Origin of the sequence: Mycobacterium sp. BK086, from assembly GCA_004362315.1 — a bacterium.
In the GTDB taxonomy this organism is placed as follows: domain Bacteria; phylum Actinomycetota; class Actinomycetes; order Mycobacteriales; family Mycobacteriaceae; genus Mycobacterium.
Map to the genome: position 1 here is coordinate 491626 of SNWL01000006.1, position 19511 is coordinate 511136.

General features: G+C 66.0%; 16 protein-coding genes and 1 pseudogene. 10 read left to right on the top strand and 7 right to left on the bottom strand.

The features are described from left to right. Window positions 1–118: 118 nt before the first annotated feature. Genes EV580_RS23065 through EV580_RS23075 form a run of 3 tightly spaced genes read left to right on the top strand, consistent with a single transcriptional unit; the run spans window position 119 to window position 1868 of the window. Window positions 119–229 (top strand): hypothetical protein, encoded by a 111-nt coding sequence (locus tag EV580_RS23065; protein ID WP_005142555.1) that lies wholly within the window; start codon window positions 119–121, stop codon window positions 227–229. 20 nt (window positions 230–249) lie between these two features. Next, complete coding sequence (locus tag EV580_RS23070; protein WP_166654840.1) at window positions 250–1398, top strand: low temperature requirement protein A; 1149 nt, start codon at window positions 250–252, stop codon at window positions 1396–1398. Further along, a complete protein-coding gene (locus tag EV580_RS23075) occupies window positions 1395–1868 on the top strand; it encodes an acyl-CoA thioesterase (RefSeq protein WP_286171765.1) in 474 nt (157 codons plus the stop codon). Before EV580_RS23070 ends, EV580_RS23075 begins: the two co-directional genes overlap by 4 nt. A 64-nt stretch (window positions 1869–1932) precedes the next feature. On the opposite strand, the gene EV580_RS23080 is transcribed toward EV580_RS23075, so the two are convergent. Then, window positions 1933–4500 (bottom strand): Ig-like domain-containing protein, encoded by a 2568-nt coding sequence (locus EV580_RS23080; protein ID WP_502703943.1) that lies wholly within the window; start codon window positions 4498–4500, stop codon window positions 1933–1935. Window positions 4501–4521: 21 nt separating this feature from the next. Beyond that, window positions 4522–5853 (bottom strand): annotated as a pseudogene (locus EV580_RS34675) (cadherin-like domain-containing protein); the annotation flags it as partial. A gap of 206 nt (window positions 5854–6059) precedes the next feature. Here EV580_RS34675 and EV580_RS23085 point away from each other — a divergent pair. Further along, a complete protein-coding gene (locus EV580_RS23085; RefSeq protein WP_166654841.1) occupies window positions 6060–8831 on the top strand; it encodes a helix-turn-helix transcriptional regulator in 2772 nt (923 codons plus the stop codon). Between the two features lie 41 nt (window positions 8832–8872). On the opposite strand, the gene EV580_RS23090 is transcribed toward EV580_RS23085, so the two are convergent. Both EV580_RS23090 and EV580_RS23095 read right to left on the bottom strand, forming a co-directional pair. Further along, on the bottom strand, window positions 8873–10084 hold the full coding sequence (locus tag EV580_RS23090; RefSeq protein WP_133693937.1) for a sensor histidine kinase: 1212 nt from the start codon (window positions 10082–10084) through the stop codon (window positions 8873–8875). Continuing rightward, window positions 10077–10721 carry a response regulator gene (locus EV580_RS23095; protein WP_133693939.1) on the bottom strand — a complete coding sequence of 215 codons (645 nt, stop codon included), beginning with the start codon at window positions 10719–10721 and terminating at the stop codon, window positions 10077–10079. Before EV580_RS23095 ends, EV580_RS23090 begins: the two co-directional genes overlap by 8 nt. A gap of 150 nt (window positions 10722–10871) precedes the next feature. Between EV580_RS23095 and EV580_RS33850 the strand changes: the two genes are divergently transcribed. The 3 genes from EV580_RS33850 (at window position 10872) to EV580_RS23105 (ending at window position 13226) form a co-directional block, all read left to right on the top strand. Next, a complete protein-coding gene (locus EV580_RS33850; RefSeq protein ID WP_166654842.1) occupies window positions 10872–11048 on the top strand; it encodes a hypothetical protein in 177 nt (58 codons plus the stop codon). 169 nt (window positions 11049–11217) lie between these two features. Continuing rightward, complete coding sequence (locus EV580_RS23100; protein ID WP_166654863.1) at window positions 11218–12435, top strand: acyl-CoA dehydrogenase family protein; 1218 nt, start codon at window positions 11218–11220, stop codon at window positions 12433–12435. Then, window positions 12432–13226 (top strand): tyrosine-protein phosphatase, encoded by a 795-nt coding sequence (locus EV580_RS23105; RefSeq protein ID WP_133693943.1) that lies wholly within the window; start codon window positions 12432–12434, stop codon window positions 13224–13226. The genes EV580_RS23100 and EV580_RS23105 overlap by 4 nt, the downstream gene beginning before the upstream one ends. Here the strand turns inward: EV580_RS23105 and EV580_RS23110 are convergent. Then, on the bottom strand, window positions 13215–13700 hold the full coding sequence (locus tag EV580_RS23110) for a DUF456 domain-containing protein (RefSeq protein ID WP_133693945.1): 486 nt from the start codon (window positions 13698–13700) through the stop codon (window positions 13215–13217). The genes EV580_RS23105 and EV580_RS23110 overlap by 12 nt on opposite strands. A gap of 324 nt (window positions 13701–14024) precedes the next feature. On the opposite strand from EV580_RS23110, the gene EV580_RS23115 reads away from it, so the two are divergent. The 3 genes from EV580_RS23115 to EV580_RS23125 are packed head-to-tail and all read left to right on the top strand — an operon-like array spanning window position 14025 to window position 17859. After that, window positions 14025–15557, top strand: coding sequence for a Re/Si-specific NAD(P)(+) transhydrogenase subunit alpha (locus EV580_RS23115; protein ID WP_133693947.1), 1533 nt, complete (start codon window positions 14025–14027; stop codon window positions 15555–15557). A gap of 1 nt (window position 15558) precedes the next feature. Further along, window positions 15559–16980: a Re/Si-specific NAD(P)(+) transhydrogenase subunit beta gene (pntB, locus tag EV580_RS23120; protein WP_133693949.1), complete on the top strand. Its 1422-nt coding sequence runs from the start codon at window positions 15559–15561 to the stop codon at window positions 16978–16980. Window positions 16981–17022: 42 nt separating this feature from the next. Then, window positions 17023–17859 carry an EamA family transporter gene (locus EV580_RS23125; protein WP_133694160.1) on the top strand — a complete coding sequence of 279 codons (837 nt, stop codon included), beginning with the start codon at window positions 17023–17025 and terminating at the stop codon, window positions 17857–17859. On the opposite strand, the gene EV580_RS23130 is transcribed toward EV580_RS23125, so the two are convergent. Beyond that, entirely contained in the window at window positions 17856–18578 is a 723-nt protein-coding gene (locus EV580_RS23130; protein ID WP_133693951.1) for a haloacid dehalogenase type II, read from the bottom strand. The genes EV580_RS23125 and EV580_RS23130 overlap by 4 nt on opposite strands. A 3-nt stretch (window positions 18579–18581) precedes the next feature. Next, window positions 18582–19445, bottom strand: a complete 864-nt coding sequence (locus EV580_RS23135) for an SDR family NAD(P)-dependent oxidoreductase (RefSeq protein ID WP_133693952.1) — start codon at window positions 19443–19445, stop codon at window positions 18582–18584. Window positions 19446–19511: the final 66 nt, after the last annotated feature.

Below are 19511 nucleotides of genomic sequence, written 5' to 3' on the forward strand. Positions count from 1 at the left end.
CTTCATGGGAAGGCCCGGCTCTCTATCAACTGGTTGGATAGTTTAATGACCGGTGTCGCGGTATGGACCCGCGGACTAGACTCAGCCGAAGTTGCGGTAGCTCTGGGAGGTGTGGCGGATGGATCCGAATCCGGATTACGACGCAAGCGATGAGGTCGAGTACTTCTTCAGCTGGCTTCCGTGGGCATTGCGTGGGGTGTACCCGCCGCCCGCGTATCCGCCGGTTTAAGCCAGCCTGACCGAATACCTTTGCCGGCCGGCCTGCGGGCGATGCTCGCCCGCGACCCCGATGAACCGCACCGCGCGGCCAGCTCGCTAGAGCTCCTTTTCGACCTCGTCTTCGTGGTCGCCGTGTCCCAGGCGTCCGGTGCCCTGCACCACATCTGGGAGGAACAGCATTTCGTCGAGGGCCTGGTGTCCTACGCGATGGTGTTCTTCGCGATCGTCAACGCCTGGAAGGATTTCACCTGGTTCGCCAGCGCCTACGACACTGACGACTGGCTCTACCGGCTGACGGCATTCGTCCAGATGGGCGGCGCGTTGGTGATCGCCGCAGGGGCGCAGAGCGCGATGCTGGACAAAGACTTCGGGACCATCGTCGCCGGCTACGTGATCATGCGGGTGGCCTCGGCCGCACAGTGGATCCGGGCAGCGATCACCGATCGCGAACACCGGGGCACCTGTGTGCGGTACGCGGTCGGCATCGTCGTCGTCCAGGTGCTGTGGGTGTCCTGGTGGTTCTTTCACGGCCCGGTGTGGCTGTATGTGTTTCTGGCGGCGGCCGATCTGGCGGTCTCGCCGATCGCCGAGCGATACCGGCCAACGGCCTACCACCATCACCACATCGCCGAGCGCTACGGCTTGTTCACGCTCATCGTCCTCGGTGAATCGATCCTGGCGGCGGCCAATTCGATCATCGGCGGGGTGTCGAACGACGATGCCCGGGTCGGCCTGATCGGAGTCGCGGCGTGCGTGCTGGCCATTGTCACCTCGATGTGGTGGATCTACTTCGACCGCCCACAGCATCACCAGACACTGACGTTGCGCCGGTCATTCTTCTGGGGCTACCTGCACTACTTCATCTTCGCTGCGGCCGCGGCGTTCTCGGCCGGGGTTGAGGTGACCGTCGCCGAGCACCTCGGTGAAAGCCACCTCTCGCATACGGCGGCGGGCCTGACGCTGACCGTCCCGCTGGCGGTGTTCCTGCTGACGACCTGGCTGGTGCTCGACGCCGGCCGGCGTGACATCTTCCAAACCGCCGGCGTGATGGTGCTGACCATCGCCATGGTGGCCGCAGCGCTGCTGCCCGCGCCGACGTTCGCTGCGGCCGTGATCATGGTGGCCGCGGCGGCGCTCGTCAGCTGGCGACACTCGGCCGATAAGCTTCCTGCCTTGTGAGCGACTGGACAACCACCGCGGCGCGCCCGCACGAGATGCGGCTTCGCCTGGACTCCTACCCCGTCATCGACGCCATCCAGGCGCGCTATGGCGACATGGACACCAACGCACACCTCAACAACCTGGCGCTGGAGTCACTGCACGAGAACGCGCGGGCGACCATGAACCGCAGCCTGTTCGCCGATATCTACGACAGGAAGACCCGCCGTCTGCGCCTGGTCACCTCGCAGAACGCGGTGCACTTCCTCGCCGAGGTGCACTGGCCGGGGACCATCCAGACCGGGGCCGGGGTGGGCCGCATCGGCCGTACCTCGTTCGTGGCGTCGACGGGATTGTTCGTCGAGGGCAGATGCGTCGGCCTGTGCGACACCGTGCTGGTCTTCCTCGGCGACGAGGGCCCGACGCCGATTCCCGAGGAATGGCTGCCCGCCCTGGAAAAGGTCAGATTGGGCGCGCCGAGATCGACGTAATACCGCCTTGCACTTGGACTTTCGCTGCTAAGTGTCGGTTTGGGCGACTCGCAAGACAGATGGTCTAATTCGTCGGAATGCTGTAACCGTACGAATTGATCGGGGTGATCTGCACATTGCCGGAGGCAGACACCGTCAACTTGAACACCATCCAGTAGGTCCCTCCGCTCACGCCGTCGCCGATGTAGGCGGCGTGAACTTGCGCATCGTTGGTGTAAACCTGCACGGTCACACCAGATGTCGCGAGCGCGGTCGACTCGCTCGAGCCCCTGTTCGAGTAATCGTGGACGTAGAAGTAGTAATCACCCGCGGTCGGGATACGAATCGTTGTCGCCTCGGGTCCGTATGACGTGGTGTCGTCGTAGTCCAGATCAGCGACCAGTGAGTCGGCAGAGTAGTAGGTCTTGCCGCCGTACCACGTGTGGAAACGCGAACCGTCCTGTGTGACAGCCGGTCCGGTCAGATGCGAGTCCAGATCGCTCGGTGTCTGTCCCCAGCGCAGCACGATGCGAACCTGAGCGTTGTCGTAGATCCCGACGGAATCAAATGCGTCAACGACTGCCTGCACCTGGTCCTGGCTGAAGCCGAGGGCTTGAGAACTACTGATGATCGCAGCGCGGGCATCGACGAATTTTGCGGTCGAACTGAGCCTGAACATCGAGTTGTAGTAAACGTGTGCCCAGGTTTCACTGGTGATCGCGGCGGTTCGCGGATCGGTCATCATCGTGTACGCGGCCAAGTTGAAGATGCCGCTGTTCGTGTGCACGCCCCCGTAGTCGCATTCCCTGGTGGTGCAGCCAGGGTTGTCCAGATCGGCGTAGTTTTCGGGCTGCCCGTAGAGCGAGGGGTCAGAAAGCGATCGACGGAAGATTCCGGTGGTGTCGTTCGGTACGTCCTCGCCGAAAACCCAACGTCCGTCGCCCACTTTGCCTTCGATGATGCTGCCCATGATGTCGGCGTACGACTCGTTGAGCGCACCTGACTCGCCGGCATAGACCAATCCGACATTCCCGCCGACGATTTTCGAGATGACCGCATGGGTGAACTCGTGGCCGACGATGTCCAGGGCGTATTCCGATCGCATGCCGAAGGCGAATTGCTGCGCGGTCCCACTCCAAAAGGCATTTGCCCATGGGCCGTTCACCAGAGTGATCACAATTCCTGTGTTTTGGCCGTCATAGGAGGCTCTGCCGAGAACGTTCGCGTAGAAGTTGTAGACCCTCGACATATTGTTGTATGCGATCGACGTGGAGTCGTTCAAGTTCACGCTCACCGCGTGGCCGGGCAACTCGGCAGGCCCGGTGTGTCCCGATGGATCGGCGCTGGTTCCGGTGACATTCATGTAGATCACGCCAGAACTCACATCCGCGTCAGCGATGTTCGAAACCCCGATCAGCACAGTTCCGGCATTGGCGCCGTTGGCATACACGTAATACGTGCTGCTGATGTAGGGCAGATCCGCCGCGGGACTGGTCGTGCTGGCATTGACTTGCCAAGCCAGCGATGGCGAAACAGCGGCGTCGAGAGCGTAGACGACAAGCTCGCCGCTGACCGTCACGCTCGCAAGGATCGTTGCTTGATCCTCGGGTGACAATTGATCGCCGACGCTGCCCAACAGCGCCGCCTGAACAACCGCGACTGCCTGCTCCAGGCCGATATCAGCCGTCGTGTTTACGTTCTGAATACCCTTGACGTAGTAGCTGAATAAGCTCGTGGCAGTACCGGCACCATCGGTCACGAGAATTACCTGACTGCCCACTACCCGCACACCGTTGACCTCTTGGGACAGCCGGTAGAAGGTCTCGTCAACACCGGCCCCAGTCGACTGCGCCACGATGTTCACTGCCGTTGCAAACGCTCCGTCCGCGCCAAGCACCGCACCCAATTTGTTGATCAGGGCGGCCGCATCGGCATTGCTTGCCACGGTGTCATCACTGAACGTCCCGTCGATGACCCGGATCGTCCCGTCGTTGTTCTCCGACACAGCCACAACGTCTTGCGCGACAAGCCCTTCCAAGTCGGCAAGGGTCAGGACGCCGTCGTCGTCCGGATGAGTGCCATCACCGGCTGGTGTCACGATGATGTTCACAGTCCCAGTGGCGGTGCCGCCCTGACCGTCGTCGACGGTATAGGTGAAGGTGTCGCCGCCGACGTAGTCGGCGGCCGGCGTGTAGGTCACGGAACCGCCTGACACTGCGGCCGTGCCGTGAGCAGGTGCTGTGACCCCCGTCAATGCCAGTGTGTCGCCATCGACATCACTGTCGTTGTCCAACACCGCGATCACTGCCACCGCGTCCGCGGCGACGACGGCCGAATCGCCAACGAGATGCGGCACGTCGTTGACCGCCGCCACGACAATTGTGACAACGGCGGGAGCGCTGGTCGCAGAACCATCCGTCACCGTGTATGTAAATGAGTCTGCGCCAAAATAATTCGCATTGGGAACGTACGACCAACTGTCACCGGTGAGCGTCACCACGCCGTGAGACGCCGGCGCGCCGACCGCATACGTCAGCGATGCGGAATCAATATCCGAGCCCGCCAATGTGCCCGTGATCGTGCTGTCCTCAGCCCCTGCGCCAGTCAACCCCTCGGCGGCGACCGGTGCGTCGTTGACTGCAGCCACGGTCACCGCGACAGTGCCCGTCGCCGTACCGCCATGTCCGTCAGAGAGGGTGTAGGTGAAGGTGTCTGCGCCGTTGTAGTCCGCGTCAGGGGTGTAGGTGACGGAGCCCCCTGCCAGCACCGCCGAGCCATGCGCCGGTGTCGAGACACCCGTCACGGTCAGCACATCTCCGTCGACATCGGAGTCATTGCCTGTCAACGTGACCACGGGGACCGAAACCGGTGTGTCCTCAGCGGTACTCGCCGCATCAGCCACCGCAGCCGGTGCGTCGTTGACCGCAGTGACGGTCACCGCAACGGTGCCCGTCGCCGTCCCGCCATGGCCGTCAGAAACCGTATAGGTGAAGCTGTCCGCCCCGGCGAAATCAGCGTTCGGCGTATACGTGACCGTGGTGCCCGCCAACACCGCCGTACCATGGGCCGCCGTCGAGACACCTGTCACGGTCAGCACATCGCCGTTGGCATCGGAATCATTGCCCACCAAGTCCGCAGTGGTCACCGAAACCGCCGTGTCCTCAATGGTGGTGGTGCCGTCATCGACCGTGATCGGCGATTGGTTGCGCCGGTGGATCACGCCGATCGCAGTCAAGAAGTTGGTGATCGCGTTGCTGATGGCGGTGAACACCGAGTTGATCAGCGTGCTGACGCTGGAGATGAAAGACTCCAGCGGGTTGGCCGCCGCCAGCGGAGTAGCCAACGCCGACAACGTCTTTGCCACCCCACTGGCGGTCAGCGGGTCGGCCTCGCCGGGCCCCGGTTGCGCCGCCCGGTGTGCGCTCGTGACGACCTGCCGAATGCGGCCGCCGCCGAATTCCCTTCGCGTACCCGCCAACAGCACCGACTCCGCCGGCGAAGTCGGCGGATCGCCGACCGGTGAACCGGCAGCCGACACTGCCGCCTGCATGCCGCCGACCACGCGGGCGTTCGACAGCGCAGCGACGGCCGCAGGGGCCGGCGAATCAATACCCGCGTGCCCGGGGGCCTCGTCGCGCGGCGGCGCGTGATCGTCGTCGACGACCGAGGGTCCCGACGAGCCGTCCGATCGCGCAGAACTGTCCCCTCGACCGTGACGCCGTGGCGTCTCGCCCTTACCCGGCTTCTCGGCCCTGTCGTCGGCCGGGCCGCGTGCCGTGCGAGCAGGTGACCGCTTGCTGGCCCCTGCCGCGGCCTGACCCGACGACGTCCCCCGGCCCGAATGGTCAGAACTGGCCGAAGATGAGTCCGCTGAGTCGGCATAAGCCACACCACAGGCCAGCGAGGCGCTCAGGCCGACCCCCACCCCCAGTGCTACCGCCAGCGCGCCGATGCGCCCGATCGACTTCTCGGAGCACAGCGTCTTGCCGGTGAGAATTGAGTACATGATGCGGCCTCCCCGTCTACCCGGAACATCCGGTCCCCGCGCGAAGATTAAGGAGCCGGGATCGGGCGCGGATACCGGGATTTCCCTGGTATTCAGCGGGGCGGCCCAAATATCGACGATGTCGTCAAAAAATGAGTAGCGTCCGCCCTCCAGGCGAGTAGTGATTGCTGGCGGTTACCTGCCAGGCGTCTGCCATGATCCTGTGTGTGGCGGGGGTGATCGTCGGCCGCAGCGATGAACTACGGGCGATGCAGGCAATGCTGGACCGGGCTCGGCACGCGCCGACAGCCCTGATCCTCGACGGTCCGGCCGGGATCGGGAAGACCACCCTGCTGCGGGCGACTGCGCAGCGGGCAAATGCGTCGGAATTCCTCGTCTTGACGACCACCGGGGCGGCCGCGGAAGTGGGCCTGGCGTGGACCGCACTTGCTGATCTGTTGGGCGGTATCGACAAGACGGTGTTGGCGGGGCTACCTGCGTTGCACCAGCGTGCCCTGAGTGCGGTGAGCACCGGCGAGGCAGGACCGGGTGGGGACGAGCGGCTGGTGGCCACTGCCTTCCGCGCCGCGTTGGAAGCGGTGTGCCGCCGGCAGCCGGTGCTACTCGTGGTCGACGACGCCCACTGGGTCGACGAGGCCAGCAAGCTCGCGCTCGGTTTTGCTGTACGGCGATTGTCAGGACCGGTCGGCGTGCTGACTGCTTACCGCAGCGGCGAGCCCGGCTCCCGTGACCAGTCCTGGCTGTCACTACCGAACTCCGGCTCCGTGTCCCGGCTGACGATGGGGCCATTGAGTCTCGGGGCGCTATACGAGGTGATCGCCGACCGCGATGGTGCCGCTCCGCCCCGGCCGACGATGATACGAATCCACACCCTCTCTGGCGGCAATCCCTTCTACGCACTGGAACTGGCTCGCGGTCTTCACGCGCACCCCGGCGCCGACTTGACCGTCCTGCCGGCGACCCTGACCCGGCTCATCGTGGGCGAGCGCATCGGCGACCTCGACCCGGTGACCGCGCAGGCGGCCGTGACGGTGGCCATCGCCGCCGAGCCGACCGTGGAGATGGTCGCGGCGGCCACCGGGCATTGCCCCACTGCACTTGTCGCGATCCTGCAGCCCCTGGAAAGCCGCGGGGTGCTCGCCTTCGCCGGCCACCACATCCGGTTCACTCACCCGTTGATCGCGTCAGCACTTGCCACCGACGCCGATCCGGCCGTTCGGCGTCACGCCCACCGCCGACTGGCCGACATCGTCGACAACCCGGAGCTCCGCGCACGCCACCTCGCGCTGAGCACCCCTCACGGGGATCCGGACACATTGACCGCACTCGACCGCGGTGCCGAGACGGCGGCAGCACGCGGGGCCTACAGCGCGGCCGCCGAGCTGGTCGGGCTCGCGATCCGGCTGGGCGGCGACACAGAATCACGCCGGCTGCGCGGAGCCGAGTTCCACTTCCGCGCCGGCGCCCTCGACGACGCCGAGGCGCTGATCGCCCCCGTCGTCGAGACATTTCCCCCGGGGTTGGTCCGGGCACTCGGATTCATGATTCTGGGCGGCGTCCGTGGCTACCGCGACGGGATGGTCAGTGCCGCCGGCGTGCTCCAGCGCGCCGTGGCCGAAGCCGCTGAATACCCGGTGCTGCGCACGCAGGCGCTGATGCTGCTGGCTCTCGCGAGCGGCCTCAGCGACGACATGGCAGCCTGCGTGGACCACGCCCGTCAGGCGCGTGCCGACGCCGACAAGACCGGTATCGCGGCGTTGCGCAGCCAGGCACTAGCCCTGTGGGTGCATGTCAGCTTCATGTACGGGCTGGGCACCGACACCGCCGCATTGCAGGCCGCCCTCGAGATCGAAGACCGCGAGGCGACTGTTCCCGCGACTCTCCAGCCCACTGCCGTGTATGCCCTCAACTGTGCCTGGACCGGGCGGCTCGACGACGCCCGCGCAGCGATGAATGAGGTGGTGCGCCGCTGCGCCGAGCGCGGAAGCGAAGTCGACATGATCTGGGCCGCAGAACAACTCACCATGATCGACATCGGACGGGGCCGCTACCTCGATGCGCAGCAGACTGCGACCGAGGCCCTCGATCGAGCCCGCCAACTCGACGCCCAACTTCCCCTGATCAGCGCGCACACCGCAGTGGCCAGCGCGGCCGCCTATCAGGGAGACGTGAACGTCACTCTCGCCGCGGCCAGCCGGGCGATCGAGACAGCCACCGCTGCCGGACTGAGCTACCTCGTCCGTCCAGCCTTGATGAGCGTGGCGTTCGCACAGGTCTCCGCCGGCGACTACGCGGCTGCATTGCACAGCATGCAGCCACTGCTGGACACCTTCGACCCTCACCACGACAGCGAGATCATGGCCGGGGCATACATTCCCGATGCGGTGGAGGCACTCACCTCCCTCGGCCGCAGCGCGGAAGCTGAACCATTGGTCGCGGCGCTGGAAACCAATGGCGCACATCGGGATCGGCCATGGATGTTGGCGGTGGGAGCGCGGTGCCGCGCGCTTGTGGCGGCGGCCGCCGGTGATCTCGACGGCGCCTATCGGCATGCTGAAGTGGCGCTGGCACACCACGAGCGCTTACCCATGCCGTTCGAACGCGCGCGCACCCAACTACTGCTCGGCCAGCTGCTCCGGCGACGGCGTCGTACGAGGGCCGCCATCGAAGCTGTGCGCGGCGCAGCCGCCGCGTTCGATGAACTCGGCAGTCCGCTGTGGGCTGCCCGGGCCCAGCGGGAACTGGATCGCCTCGCCCCAAGATCGGTGGGTGCCCTCACCGGCGCGGAATGCCAAGTTGCCGAGAAGGCCGCCTCGGGCCTGTCCAACAAGCAGATCGCCGCTGCCATGTATCTGTCACCGAAAACCGTGGAGATGTACCTGTCCAACGCCTATCGCAAGCTGGGCATCCGCTCCCGCGCTCAACTGGCAGGGCGGCTGCACCAGGACCATCTCGCCGAGCACGTCGAACCACGTTAGCTGGCTGAAACTGAGCTGGCCGTGCGCGTTGTCCCAGCGGGCTAATCGCGCTCAGTAGGAAAGTCGCCGTCCGGCACAGTCACGACGGCGGTCGTGCCGCCGCCGGGAGTGTCCACCAACTCGACCGAACCGCCCATCGCTTCGACGCCGACCAGCAGCGACGACAACCCGATATGGCCTTCGGCCACCTTGCGATCCAGAACCGCGGGGTCGAATCCGACTCCGTTGTCGATCACCCGCAATACCAGCGACCCGGGCATGGGCTCAAGCTCCACCCGCAGCCGGGTGGCGCGAGAGTGCTTGTGCGCGTTGGCAAGTAGCTCACGGGCGGCGCGGTAGAGCAGAGCCTGCGACGGCGGCTTACCGACTTCTTCGGCCGCACAGTCGATGGTGACGTTCCAGCGCCGCTCGTACTGGCCGACCAGCTCGCGCAGCGCCGCGCCCAGGCCCACCTGAGCCAGCACCTGCGGGTGCAACGTGGAGACCGCGCTGCGCAGCATGTTGATCGCGTCCTGCAGCGCTTCTTCGACCCGTTCGAAACCGTCCTCGGACGGTTGTTCACGAAGATCCTCCAGGTCCAGCCGAGCGGCCAGCAGATTCTGCAACGGGCCGTCGTGCAGTTGTTCGGACAGCTGACGGTTATTGCGTTCGTCGGCCTGCATCGACTCCGAGACCAGGCGCCGGCGCACCTCGAGAAGAGCGCGCACCCGGGCTCGGCGCCGCGCCAGCACCAGGCACAGTGCGGTGGTGGCCAGAGCCAGCCACATCAGGCAGCCGACCTGCACGTAGACGATGTTGGGCAGGCCCATCGTGTCGTCGCGCTTGGAATAGAAGATCCACGCCCCCAGGTACCCGACCGCGGTGCTCGCACCGATCAGGGCGGTGATCTCGGGCCGGTCCAGGAACGCGACGGTGATCGGGATCAGGAAGAAGATCGGCAGCAGCCATGACGTCGCCCCGCCGGAGGCGACACACATCGCGAGCACGGCCACCACGTCGATAGCGGTTGAGGCCCAACCGAACCACCACTGCAACGGCCTGCGCAGCACGACCGTCAACCACACGGCGGCGGTGGCCGTATAGACGATCAGCACCGTCCAATAGACCATCGGCAACCAATGGTCGACGCCCTCGATCCAGACCAGTAGCGCGATCAACACGATCAGCGGCAGGCGCAGGACAGCGGCGACCCGCACCGGCTCGGTGCCCAGGAAATCGGCCGCGCGCGCCAACGGGGGCGGCAAGTTACTCAAGCAGGCCCCGTCGCATGGCCTCGGCGACCGCCGCGGCGCGATCGCCGACGCCGAGCTTCTCGTAGAGCCGCTGGACATGGGTCTTGACCGTCGAGGGGGCCAGGAACAGCGCCTCGGCGATCGCCGGGATGCTGCGACCGCCCGCGATCATGCTGAGCACCTCGCGTTCCCGGGAGCTCAGCGACGGCCCGGAAGGTTCGGCGCGGCGCCGGATTTCGACGGCCAGCCCCGAGGCCAGCCGAGGTGCCAGAACGTCGCGGCCCTTGGCACAGTCCAGGACCGCGTTGACGATCTCGGACCGGGTGGAATCCTTGGGCAGATAGCCGGCCGCCCCCTGCTGCAGCGCGTGATAGACGATCTCGGCGTCGTCGTGGGCAGAGACCAACAGCACCCTGGTCGACAGTTCGTCGCGGCGCACGGCGGCGGCCACCTCGGCACCGTCCATGCCCGGCATCCGGTAGTCCAGCAGCGCGACATCTGGGCTGTGCTCTTTGATCGCCGCCAGCGCCGACGCACCGTCCTCGGCCTCGGCGACGACCTCGACGTCACCGCTGCCGGACAAGGCCCGAACCAAGCCGTCACGGAACAACGGATGGTCGTCCCCGACGACGACGCGCACCTTGCGGTTATCGGCCATACCAGCAGTTTTCCACATCGTGTCCACCAATCGGGGGACAAACACTTCATCCCTGCCAGGGCCCCATCAGCGGACAGACACCGCACCGCGGGCGGGCAATAGTCATTGCATAGCCGAAAGTCATCGGCCCGCAAGGTAAGGGAGACGGACATGGACCGCACATTCACTCGCCGCTTCACCACCGCTCTGGCGGGACCCACCCTCGCGGTCGGTGTTCTGGCCGGCACCTTGGTCGTCGCCACCCCCGCCGCGGCCGACACCATGGGCCTGAGCCTGGCGGCACCCGACTCCCCCTCCCCCGCCGGGATGGTTCCAATCTCTCTGTGAACAGGGTCGCGGCCCTCGACCCATCAGCCCGTCACCCGCTCGCGGGAGTTCGGAGGTCTATTGATCGATAACCTTTCTCCACATGCCTACGAGGCCCTCCCTACGGTCATAAGGGAGGGCCTCGTCGTGGATTTAACGGGTGTCATATCGTGGCGGCATGGATTTCGCCATGTCTGCCAAGGGTGCTGACTACCACAAACGCCTCACTGAGTTCATGGTCGAGCACGTCTTCCCGGCCGAGAAGTCCTACGACGAGTACCGGGCCGCCGCCGGCCCGAATGACTTCACCGTGCCGCCGGTGGTGGAGGAGTTGAAGGTGCTGGCCCGCGGCCAAGGGCTGTGGAATCTGTTCCTGCCGTCGGAGTCGGGGTTGACCAACCTGGAGTACGCGCCGCTGGCCGAGCTGACCGGCTGGAGCACCGAGATCGCGCCCGAGGTGATCAACTGCGCGGCACCCGACACCGGCAACATGGAGACCCTGCATCTGTTCGCGACCGAGGCACAGCGCAAGCAGTGGTTGGAGCCGCTGCTGGCCGGCGAGATCCGCAGCGCGTTCTCGATGACCGAGCCCGCGGTGGCCTCCAGCGACGCCCGCAATATCCAGACCGCGATCGTCCGCGACGGGGACGACTACATCATCAACGGCCACAAGTGGTGGACTTCGGGCGCCAACGATCCGCGCTGCAAGATCCTGATTGTCATGGGCCGCACCAACGCTGACGCCGCGTCCCATCAGCAGCAGTCGATGATCCTGGTGCCCACCGATACGCCAGGGGTCAACATCAAGCGCTCCACGTCGGTGTTCGGCTGGCAGGACCAGCACGGCCACGCCGAGGTGATCTACGACAACGTGCGGGTGCCCGCGACCAACCTACTGGCCGAGGAGGGCATGGGCTTCGCGATCGCCCAGGCCCGGCTCGGGCCTGGTCGGATCCATCACTGCATGCGAGCGATCGGCGTGGCCGAGCGGGCGCTGGCATTGATGACCGAGCGCGCCCGCACCCGCATCGCGTTCGGCAAGCCGCTCGCCGAGCAGGGTGTGGTGCAGCAGCAGATCGCCTTGTCCCGCAACGAGATCGACCAGGCCCGCCTGCTGTGTGAGAAGGCGGCGTGGACCATCGACCAGCAGGGCAACAAGGAAGCCCGCAATCTCGTCGCCCAGATCAAGGCCGTCGCACCGCAGATGGCGTGCAACGTCATCGACCGCGCCATCCAGGTGCACGGCGGCGGCGGGGTCAGCGACGACTTCCCGCTGGCCCGGATGTACGGCTGGCAGCGGGCCATGCGGATCTTCGACGGACCCGACGAGGTCCACATGCGCAGCATCGCCCGCGCCGAAATCGGCAGGGAACAAAGCGCTTTCGCCGCGGCGGTGACCGGAGCGTGAACAACGGTCAGCTCTCGGGTGCGTGGAACTTCCGCGATATCGCCGCCACCGCCGGGCTACGCCCCGGCCGGTTCTTCAGGTCCAGTGAGCTGAGCCGGCTCGACGAGTCCGGCCGCGAGGTCTTCCGTGGACTCGGTATCACCGACGTCGCCGACCTGCGCTCACCGCAGGAGGTAGAGCGGCGCGGCGCCGGCGCAGTTCCGGACGGCGTCGCGATCCACCTGCTGCCGTTCCCGGATCTGTCGAACACCACCGCCGAGGCTCCGCACGAGACCAGCTGGCAGAAAATGATGACCGACAAGACCGCCGAGGACGACGTCGAGGCCGCGGCGGAACGGTTCATGACCGAGGAGTACCAGAAGTTCCCGGTCCTCGGTGGCGCGCAACGTGCTGTGCGGCAAGTGTTTTCGCTGCTGGGTTCGGGCCGTCCGGTGATCACGCACTGCTTCGCAGGCAAAGACCGCACCGGGTTCACCGTGGCGGTGGTACTCGAGGCGATCGGGATTCGGCAGGACGCCATCTTGACCGACTTCCTGCGCAGCAATGACGCGGTCGACTCGCTGCGCGCGCGCATCATGGAGTCGGTGGTCGACCATGCGGGCGAGACGCCCGAGATCACCACTTTCGCCGAGGCACGCCTGACCAATGGGGTGCTGGGCGTACGTGAGGAATACCTGGCGACCGCGCGGCGCACCATCGACGAGAACTACGGCAACCTGGACGGCTTCCTGCGGGTGTGCGATGTCAGCGTCGAGGACGTCGAGCGAGCCCGTACCGAGCTACTGGGTTAACACCACGCCGGCCACCCACACCACGGTGGCGATCAGCCCGCCGGCGAGCTCGACACCCACCGACAGAGCGGCGGCCTTCAGCGCGTGCCACGTGGCCGCCCAGGCTCGGCGCTGATCGCGGCGCGAGGCCAGCTCGGCGAGGTACACCCCGAGCACGAACCCCAGCAGCAGGCCGACGACCGGCACCACGAAGAAGCCGATCACCCCCAGCACGGCTCCCGCCGCCAGCGTCCACCTGCCGACCTCGGCGGCCCGCATCCGCTTGGCCGGCCACAGATACTTGATCAGCAGACTGGCGCCGAGCACCGCGGTGACCACGCCGAGCACCACCCAGGACACCAGAGTGTGTTCGACCACGGCCCACACCGCGATGGCGGCATAGACCAGCAGGGTGCCCGGTAGCAGCGGCACGATGACGCCGACCAGTCCGATCGCGATGGCCAGGCCAACCAGGACGATGCCACCGGTGCTCACCCCGTCGAATCTAGGCGGTACCCGAGGTCGGATGTCGCTCAAGACTCCTTCGAAGTAACTGGACACTTGTCTTGCAGAATGTCGGACAGGCTGGAGTTGTGGCCGTGCTGCACGGGTGAAACGTGCATCCCGCTCTCTCGCGGTCAGCAGATAATTGCATGTCAAATGCCATTGTGCTACATGTCAGTACCGTAGTGCCCGGGGAGGAGCTAAAGTAGACAGGTGTCCAGTTTGGGGTAGGGAGTGCGCAACCGCACACTGCTATTCCATACACTGACATCTTCCACCCAGCCTCCGCACGACCAACCAGATCGGATCGCACTGATGATCATCGGGATTCCGCGTGAGTCTCTGCCTGGGGAAACACGGGTCGCCGCCACTCCACAGACGGTCGGACAGCTCATCAAGCTCGGTTACGAGGTACTGGTGGAGTCCGGTGCGGGCGTCGCGGCGAGCTTCTCCGACGAGGCGTTCGTCGAGGCCGGTGCCAGTATCGGGACCAACGCGGAAGCACTGGCCACCGATATCGTCCTCAAGGTCAACGCACCGACCAGTGCGGAGATCGCCGCGCTGCGCGACGGCGCCACACTGATCAGCCTGATCTCTCCCGCACTCAAACCTGAACTCGTCGAGGAGCTGTCCACGCGGCCGATCACGGTGCTGGCGATGGATGCCGTGCCACGGATCTCGCGGGCTCAATCCCTGGACGTGCTGTCGTCGATGGCCAATATCGCCGGGTACCGCGCGGTCGTCGAGGCAGCGCATTCGTTCGGCCGGTTCTTCACCGGCCAGGTGACCGCGGCAGGCAAGGTCCCGCCGGCCAAGGTGCTGGTGGTCGGCGCGGGTGTGGCCGGGCTGGCGGCGATCGGTGCCGCGGGCAGCCTCGGTGCCATCGTGCGTGCCACCGACCCGCGCCCCGAGGTCGCCGATCAGGTCAAATCCCTTGGTGGCGAATACCTTTCGATCGAATCAGCAGAGGCCGAGGTATCGGCCACCGGCTACGCCAAAGAGATGGGTGACGACTACAAGGCCCGCGAAGCGGCGCTGTACGCCGAGCAGAGCCAAGACGTCGACATCATCATCACCACTGCCCTGATTCCCGGGCGGCCCGCGCCGCGCATCATCACCGCCGACATGGTGGCCTCGATGAAATCGGGCAGCGTCATCGTCGATATGGCCGCGGCCAACGGCGGCAACGTCGAGGGCACTGTCAAAGACCAGGCCGTCCTCACCGACAACGGCGTGACGATCATCGGCTACACCGACCTGGCCGGCCGACTGCCCGCCCAGGCATCGCAGCTCTACGGCACCAACCTAGTCAACCTGCTCAAACTGCTGACCCCGGAAAAAGACGGCACGCTCGTCCTCGACTTCGACGACGTCGTGCAGCGGTCGGTGACCGTCGTGCGCGATGGCGAGACGACGTGGCCGCCCCCACCGGTCCAGGTCTCGGCTGCCCCGGCACCGACCGCGGCGGCCGCCCCCGCAGTGCAGCAGACCAAAGAGCCGATGACGATGGGCCGCCGGCTCGGCATCACCTTCGGTGCCGCCGCCGTACTGTTTCTGCTCATCGCGTTGTCCCCGGCCGCACTACAGGTGCACCTGACGGTCTTCGCGCTCGCGATCGTCATCGGCTACTACGTGATCGGCCACGTCCACCACGCACTGCACACACCACTGATGTCGGTGACCAACGCCATCTCCGGCATCATCGTCGTCGGCGCGCTGCTCCAGATCGGCCACGGTGACGTCGTCGTCACGACATTGGCCGCCGTCGCCATCCTGCTTGCCAGTATCAACATCTTCGGTGGCTTCGCGGTGACGCGTCGCATGCTCGCGATGTTCTCGAGGAGCTGAGTTGTTCACATTGGAGACGGCCGCCACCGCGGCCTACGTCGTCGCGGCCCTGCTGTTCATTCTCGCCCTGGCGGGATTGTCGAAGCACGAAACCTCGCGGGCCGGAAACACATTCGGCATGGCCGGCATGGTGGTCGCCTTGGTCGCCACCATCACCCTGGCGCTGGCACGCCATATCGAACCACTGGGCCTGGGCCTGCTCGTCGGCGCTATGGCCATCGGTGGCGCCATCGGGTTGTGGCGTGCCCGGGTCGTCGAGATGACCGGGATGCCCGAGCTGATCGCCCTGCTGCACAGCTTCGTCGGTCTGGCGGCGGTGTTGGTCGGCTGGAACGGCTACCTGCACGTCGAACACGATCTGGCCGGCGCCGAGGCCGCAGTGCTGAGCGGCGAGGGCATGCTCGGCATCCACTCCGCCGAGGTCTTCATCGGGGTGTTCATCGGCGCCGTCACCTTCACCGGATCGATCGTCGCCAACCTGAAACTGTCGGCGCGTATCAAATCGGCCCCACTGATGTTGCCCGGCAAGAACTTTCTCAATGTCGGCGCCCTGGTGCTGTTCGTTGCGCTCACCGTCTGGTTCGTCATCGAACCCCAGCTGTGGCTGCTCATCGCCGTCACGGTGTTGGCGCTGCTGCTGGGCTGGCACCTGGTCGCCTCGATCGGCGGTGGCGACATGCCGGTCGTGGTGTCGATGCTCAACAGCTATTCCGGTTGGGCTGCAGCAGCTTCGGGCTTCCTGCTGTCCAACGATCTGTTGATCGTCACCGGCGCCCTGGTCGGATCCTCAGGTGCCTACCTGTCCTACATCATGTGCAAGGCCATGAACCGCTCGTTCATCTCGGTCATCGCCGGTGGGTTCGGCATCGAAGCAGGCCCGGCCGAGGACAAGGATTACGGCGAGCACCGGGAGATCAACGCCGAAGGCGCCGCCGAACTGTTGTCGTCGGCCAGCTCGGTGATCATCACCCCCGGCTACGGGATGGCCGTGGCCCAGGCCCAGTACGGCGTGGCCGAGCTCACCCGCAAGTTGCGCGAGCGTGGTGTCACTGTGCGATTCGGCATCCACCCCGTCGCAGGCCGTCTGCCCGGACACATGAACGTGCTGCTGGCAGAGGCCAAGGTGCCCTACGACATCGTGCTCGAAATGGACGAGATCAACGACGATTTCGACAGCACCTCAGTGGTTTTGGTCATCGGCGCCAACGACACGGTGAACCCGGCGGCATCCGAGGATCCGAGCAGTCCGATCGCCGGCATGCCGGTGCTGACGGTCTGGAATGCCGAGCACGTCATCGTGTTCAAACGGTCCATGGCCTCCGGTTACGCCGGTGTGCAGAACCCACTGTTCTTCCGCGAGAACACCCAGATGCTGTTCGGCGACGCCCGCGACAGGGTCGACGACATCAACGCCGCGCTGTAAGACGGTGCGGTGAACCGCCGCGTCCCGACGTGGTCGGTGCCGATGTTCTTCATCGTCGGCGCCGTATCGCAGTATGTCGGTGCCGCGCTGGCGGTGTTCCTGTTCACCACAGCCAATCCGGCCGCGGTGGCCTGGCTGCGCGCCGCGGGGGCCGCCGTCGTGCTGCTCGCCTGGCGCAGACCGTGGCGCCGGCTGTGGACGCGCCGTGGCCTCGCCGTCGCCGCCGGGTTCGGAATCGTCACCGTCGGAATGAATGTGGCCTTCTTCGAGGCGATTTCACGTATTCCGCTCGGTACCGCGGTGGCGATCGAATTCATCGGACCCGTCGCGGTGGCGACACTGGGCGCGCGGCGGCCCCGTGATGTCCTGGCCGTCATCCTCGCGACAGGCGGGGTGGCGCTGCTCGCCGGGGTGCAGGCCGGTGCCAACGCAGTCGGGGTGTTCTTCGCCCTGACGGCAGCGGCGCTGTGGGCGGGTTACATCCTGCTCGGCAAACGGGTCGCCGACGCGGGTTCGGGGCTGGATTCCCTGGCCATCGGGATGGCCGTCGCGGCAGTGCTTCTGGCGGCGCCCTTGCTGGCTGGTCAGCTCCACACCGATGCGCATGTGCTCGGCGACCCCCGGACCTGGTTGTTGGGACTTGGCGTCGGCGTATTGTCCACGGCGGTGCCGTACGGGCTGGATCAGTTCGTCCTGACGGTCATCAGTCGGGCCCGCTTCGCCTTGCTTCTGGCGCTGCTGCCCGCTGCCGCCGCCGGTACCGGCGCGGTCATGCTGCATCAGTGGCCGACACCCGCCGAGCTCGCGGGCATCGCCTTGGTGATGACGGCGCTGGTCATCAGTGCGGACGACTCGGTTGCCGAGGACACCGGAAACTAGAGCTTGTCGGTGAGGTCCAGGAAATCCGTTGCCGTCACGTCGAATTCGCCGGGCTCGAACGCCACCCGATTGCGCCCTGGTTGTCCCCATTCCAGTGGCCGGTCGACGTATGCGGTCCGCAGCCCCGCGTCGCGTGCGGCCCGCAGGTCACTCGGATGCGCAGCGACCAGCATGAGCTCGTCGGGCGCGACATCCAGGATCCGCGCGCAGCCCAGGTACGCCTCGCGGTCGGGCTTGTAGTGGCCGAACAACTCGGCCGACAGCACGCAATCCCACGGCAGCCCTGCGTGTTTGGCCATGTCCGTCAGCAGCGACACATTGCCATTCGACAGCGTGGTGATGGTGAAACGCTCCTTCAGCCGGTGCAGCCCCGCGACGCTGTCGGGCCAGGCGTCCAGCCGATGCCACGCCCGGTTGAGATGATCGACGTCGTCGTCCGACACCTCGATGCCGGCTTCGCGGAGTAACTCGTCGAGGATCCTGCGGTGCAGGTCGTCCAGCCGCGTCCACGGGAGCTCACCGCGGCGGACCAGATTCATCGCCGGAACGTAACCGGCTCGCCAGCCGTCGGCGAATACGGCCCAATCCCGTTGCACGCCTTGGCGATTCCCGAACTGCTCGAGCTCCGCGATGATGCTCGAGCGCCAGTCGACAACAGTCCCGAACACGTCGAAGGCCAGCACGCGAACCTCTTGCGTGCTGGCCGACGGCGTGGTCATGGTCTAGCCGAGTTTGAAGGTCGCGTGCTCGGCCGACGACAGGTCGTCGATCGCCGACCACTGCGCGGCGATATCGTCGACGCTCGGAACGTGGTCGAAGGTGACGCCCTCGTTCTGGAACAGCGCGGCGCGCTGCACCTTGCCGCCGCCCACGATGAACACCGACGCCGAGTCCGGCACCTCTTCGGTGCACAGGTAGCCGACCACCGGCGCGACGTACTCCGGGGTGAGCTTGGCGAGCACCTCCTTGGGCAGGATGTCCTCGGTCATGCGGGTGGCCGCGATCGGCGCGACGGCGTTGGCCTTGATGTTGTACTTGGCGCCTTCCTGGGCCAGCGAGTTGATCAGACCGACCAGGCCCAGCTTGGCGGCGCTGTAGTTGGACTGACCGAAGTTGCCGAACAGGCCGCTGGTGGAGGTGGCGACGACGACCCGGCCGTAGCTCTGCTCGCGAAAGTGCGGCCAGGCGGCGCGAATCACGTTGTAGCCGCCGTAGAGGTGGACCTTGAGCACGGAGTCCCACGCGGCGAATTCCATCTTGTGGAACGTGCCGTCGCGCAGGATGCCCGCGTTGCTCACCACACCGTCGACCTTGCCGAATTCGTCGATCGCGGTCTTGATGATGTTCGCGGCACCCTCGGGCTCGGCAACCGAGTCGTAGTTGGCGACGGCGCGGCCGCCGGCATCCTTGATCTCCTGCACCACCTGGTCGGCCATGTTGTGGCCGGCGCCGGTGCCGTCACGCGCACCGCCGAGGTCGTTGACCACGACACTGGCGCCCTCGCGAGCCAGGGTCAGGGCGTATTCACGGCCCAGACCACCGCCGGCACCGGTGACGACGACGACTCGATCAACAACTCCGGGCATGACGCATCCTTTCTCCGACTGACTTCAACGTTGCTCTCTGTATACGTGGGCCGCCGGAGCTGCAGG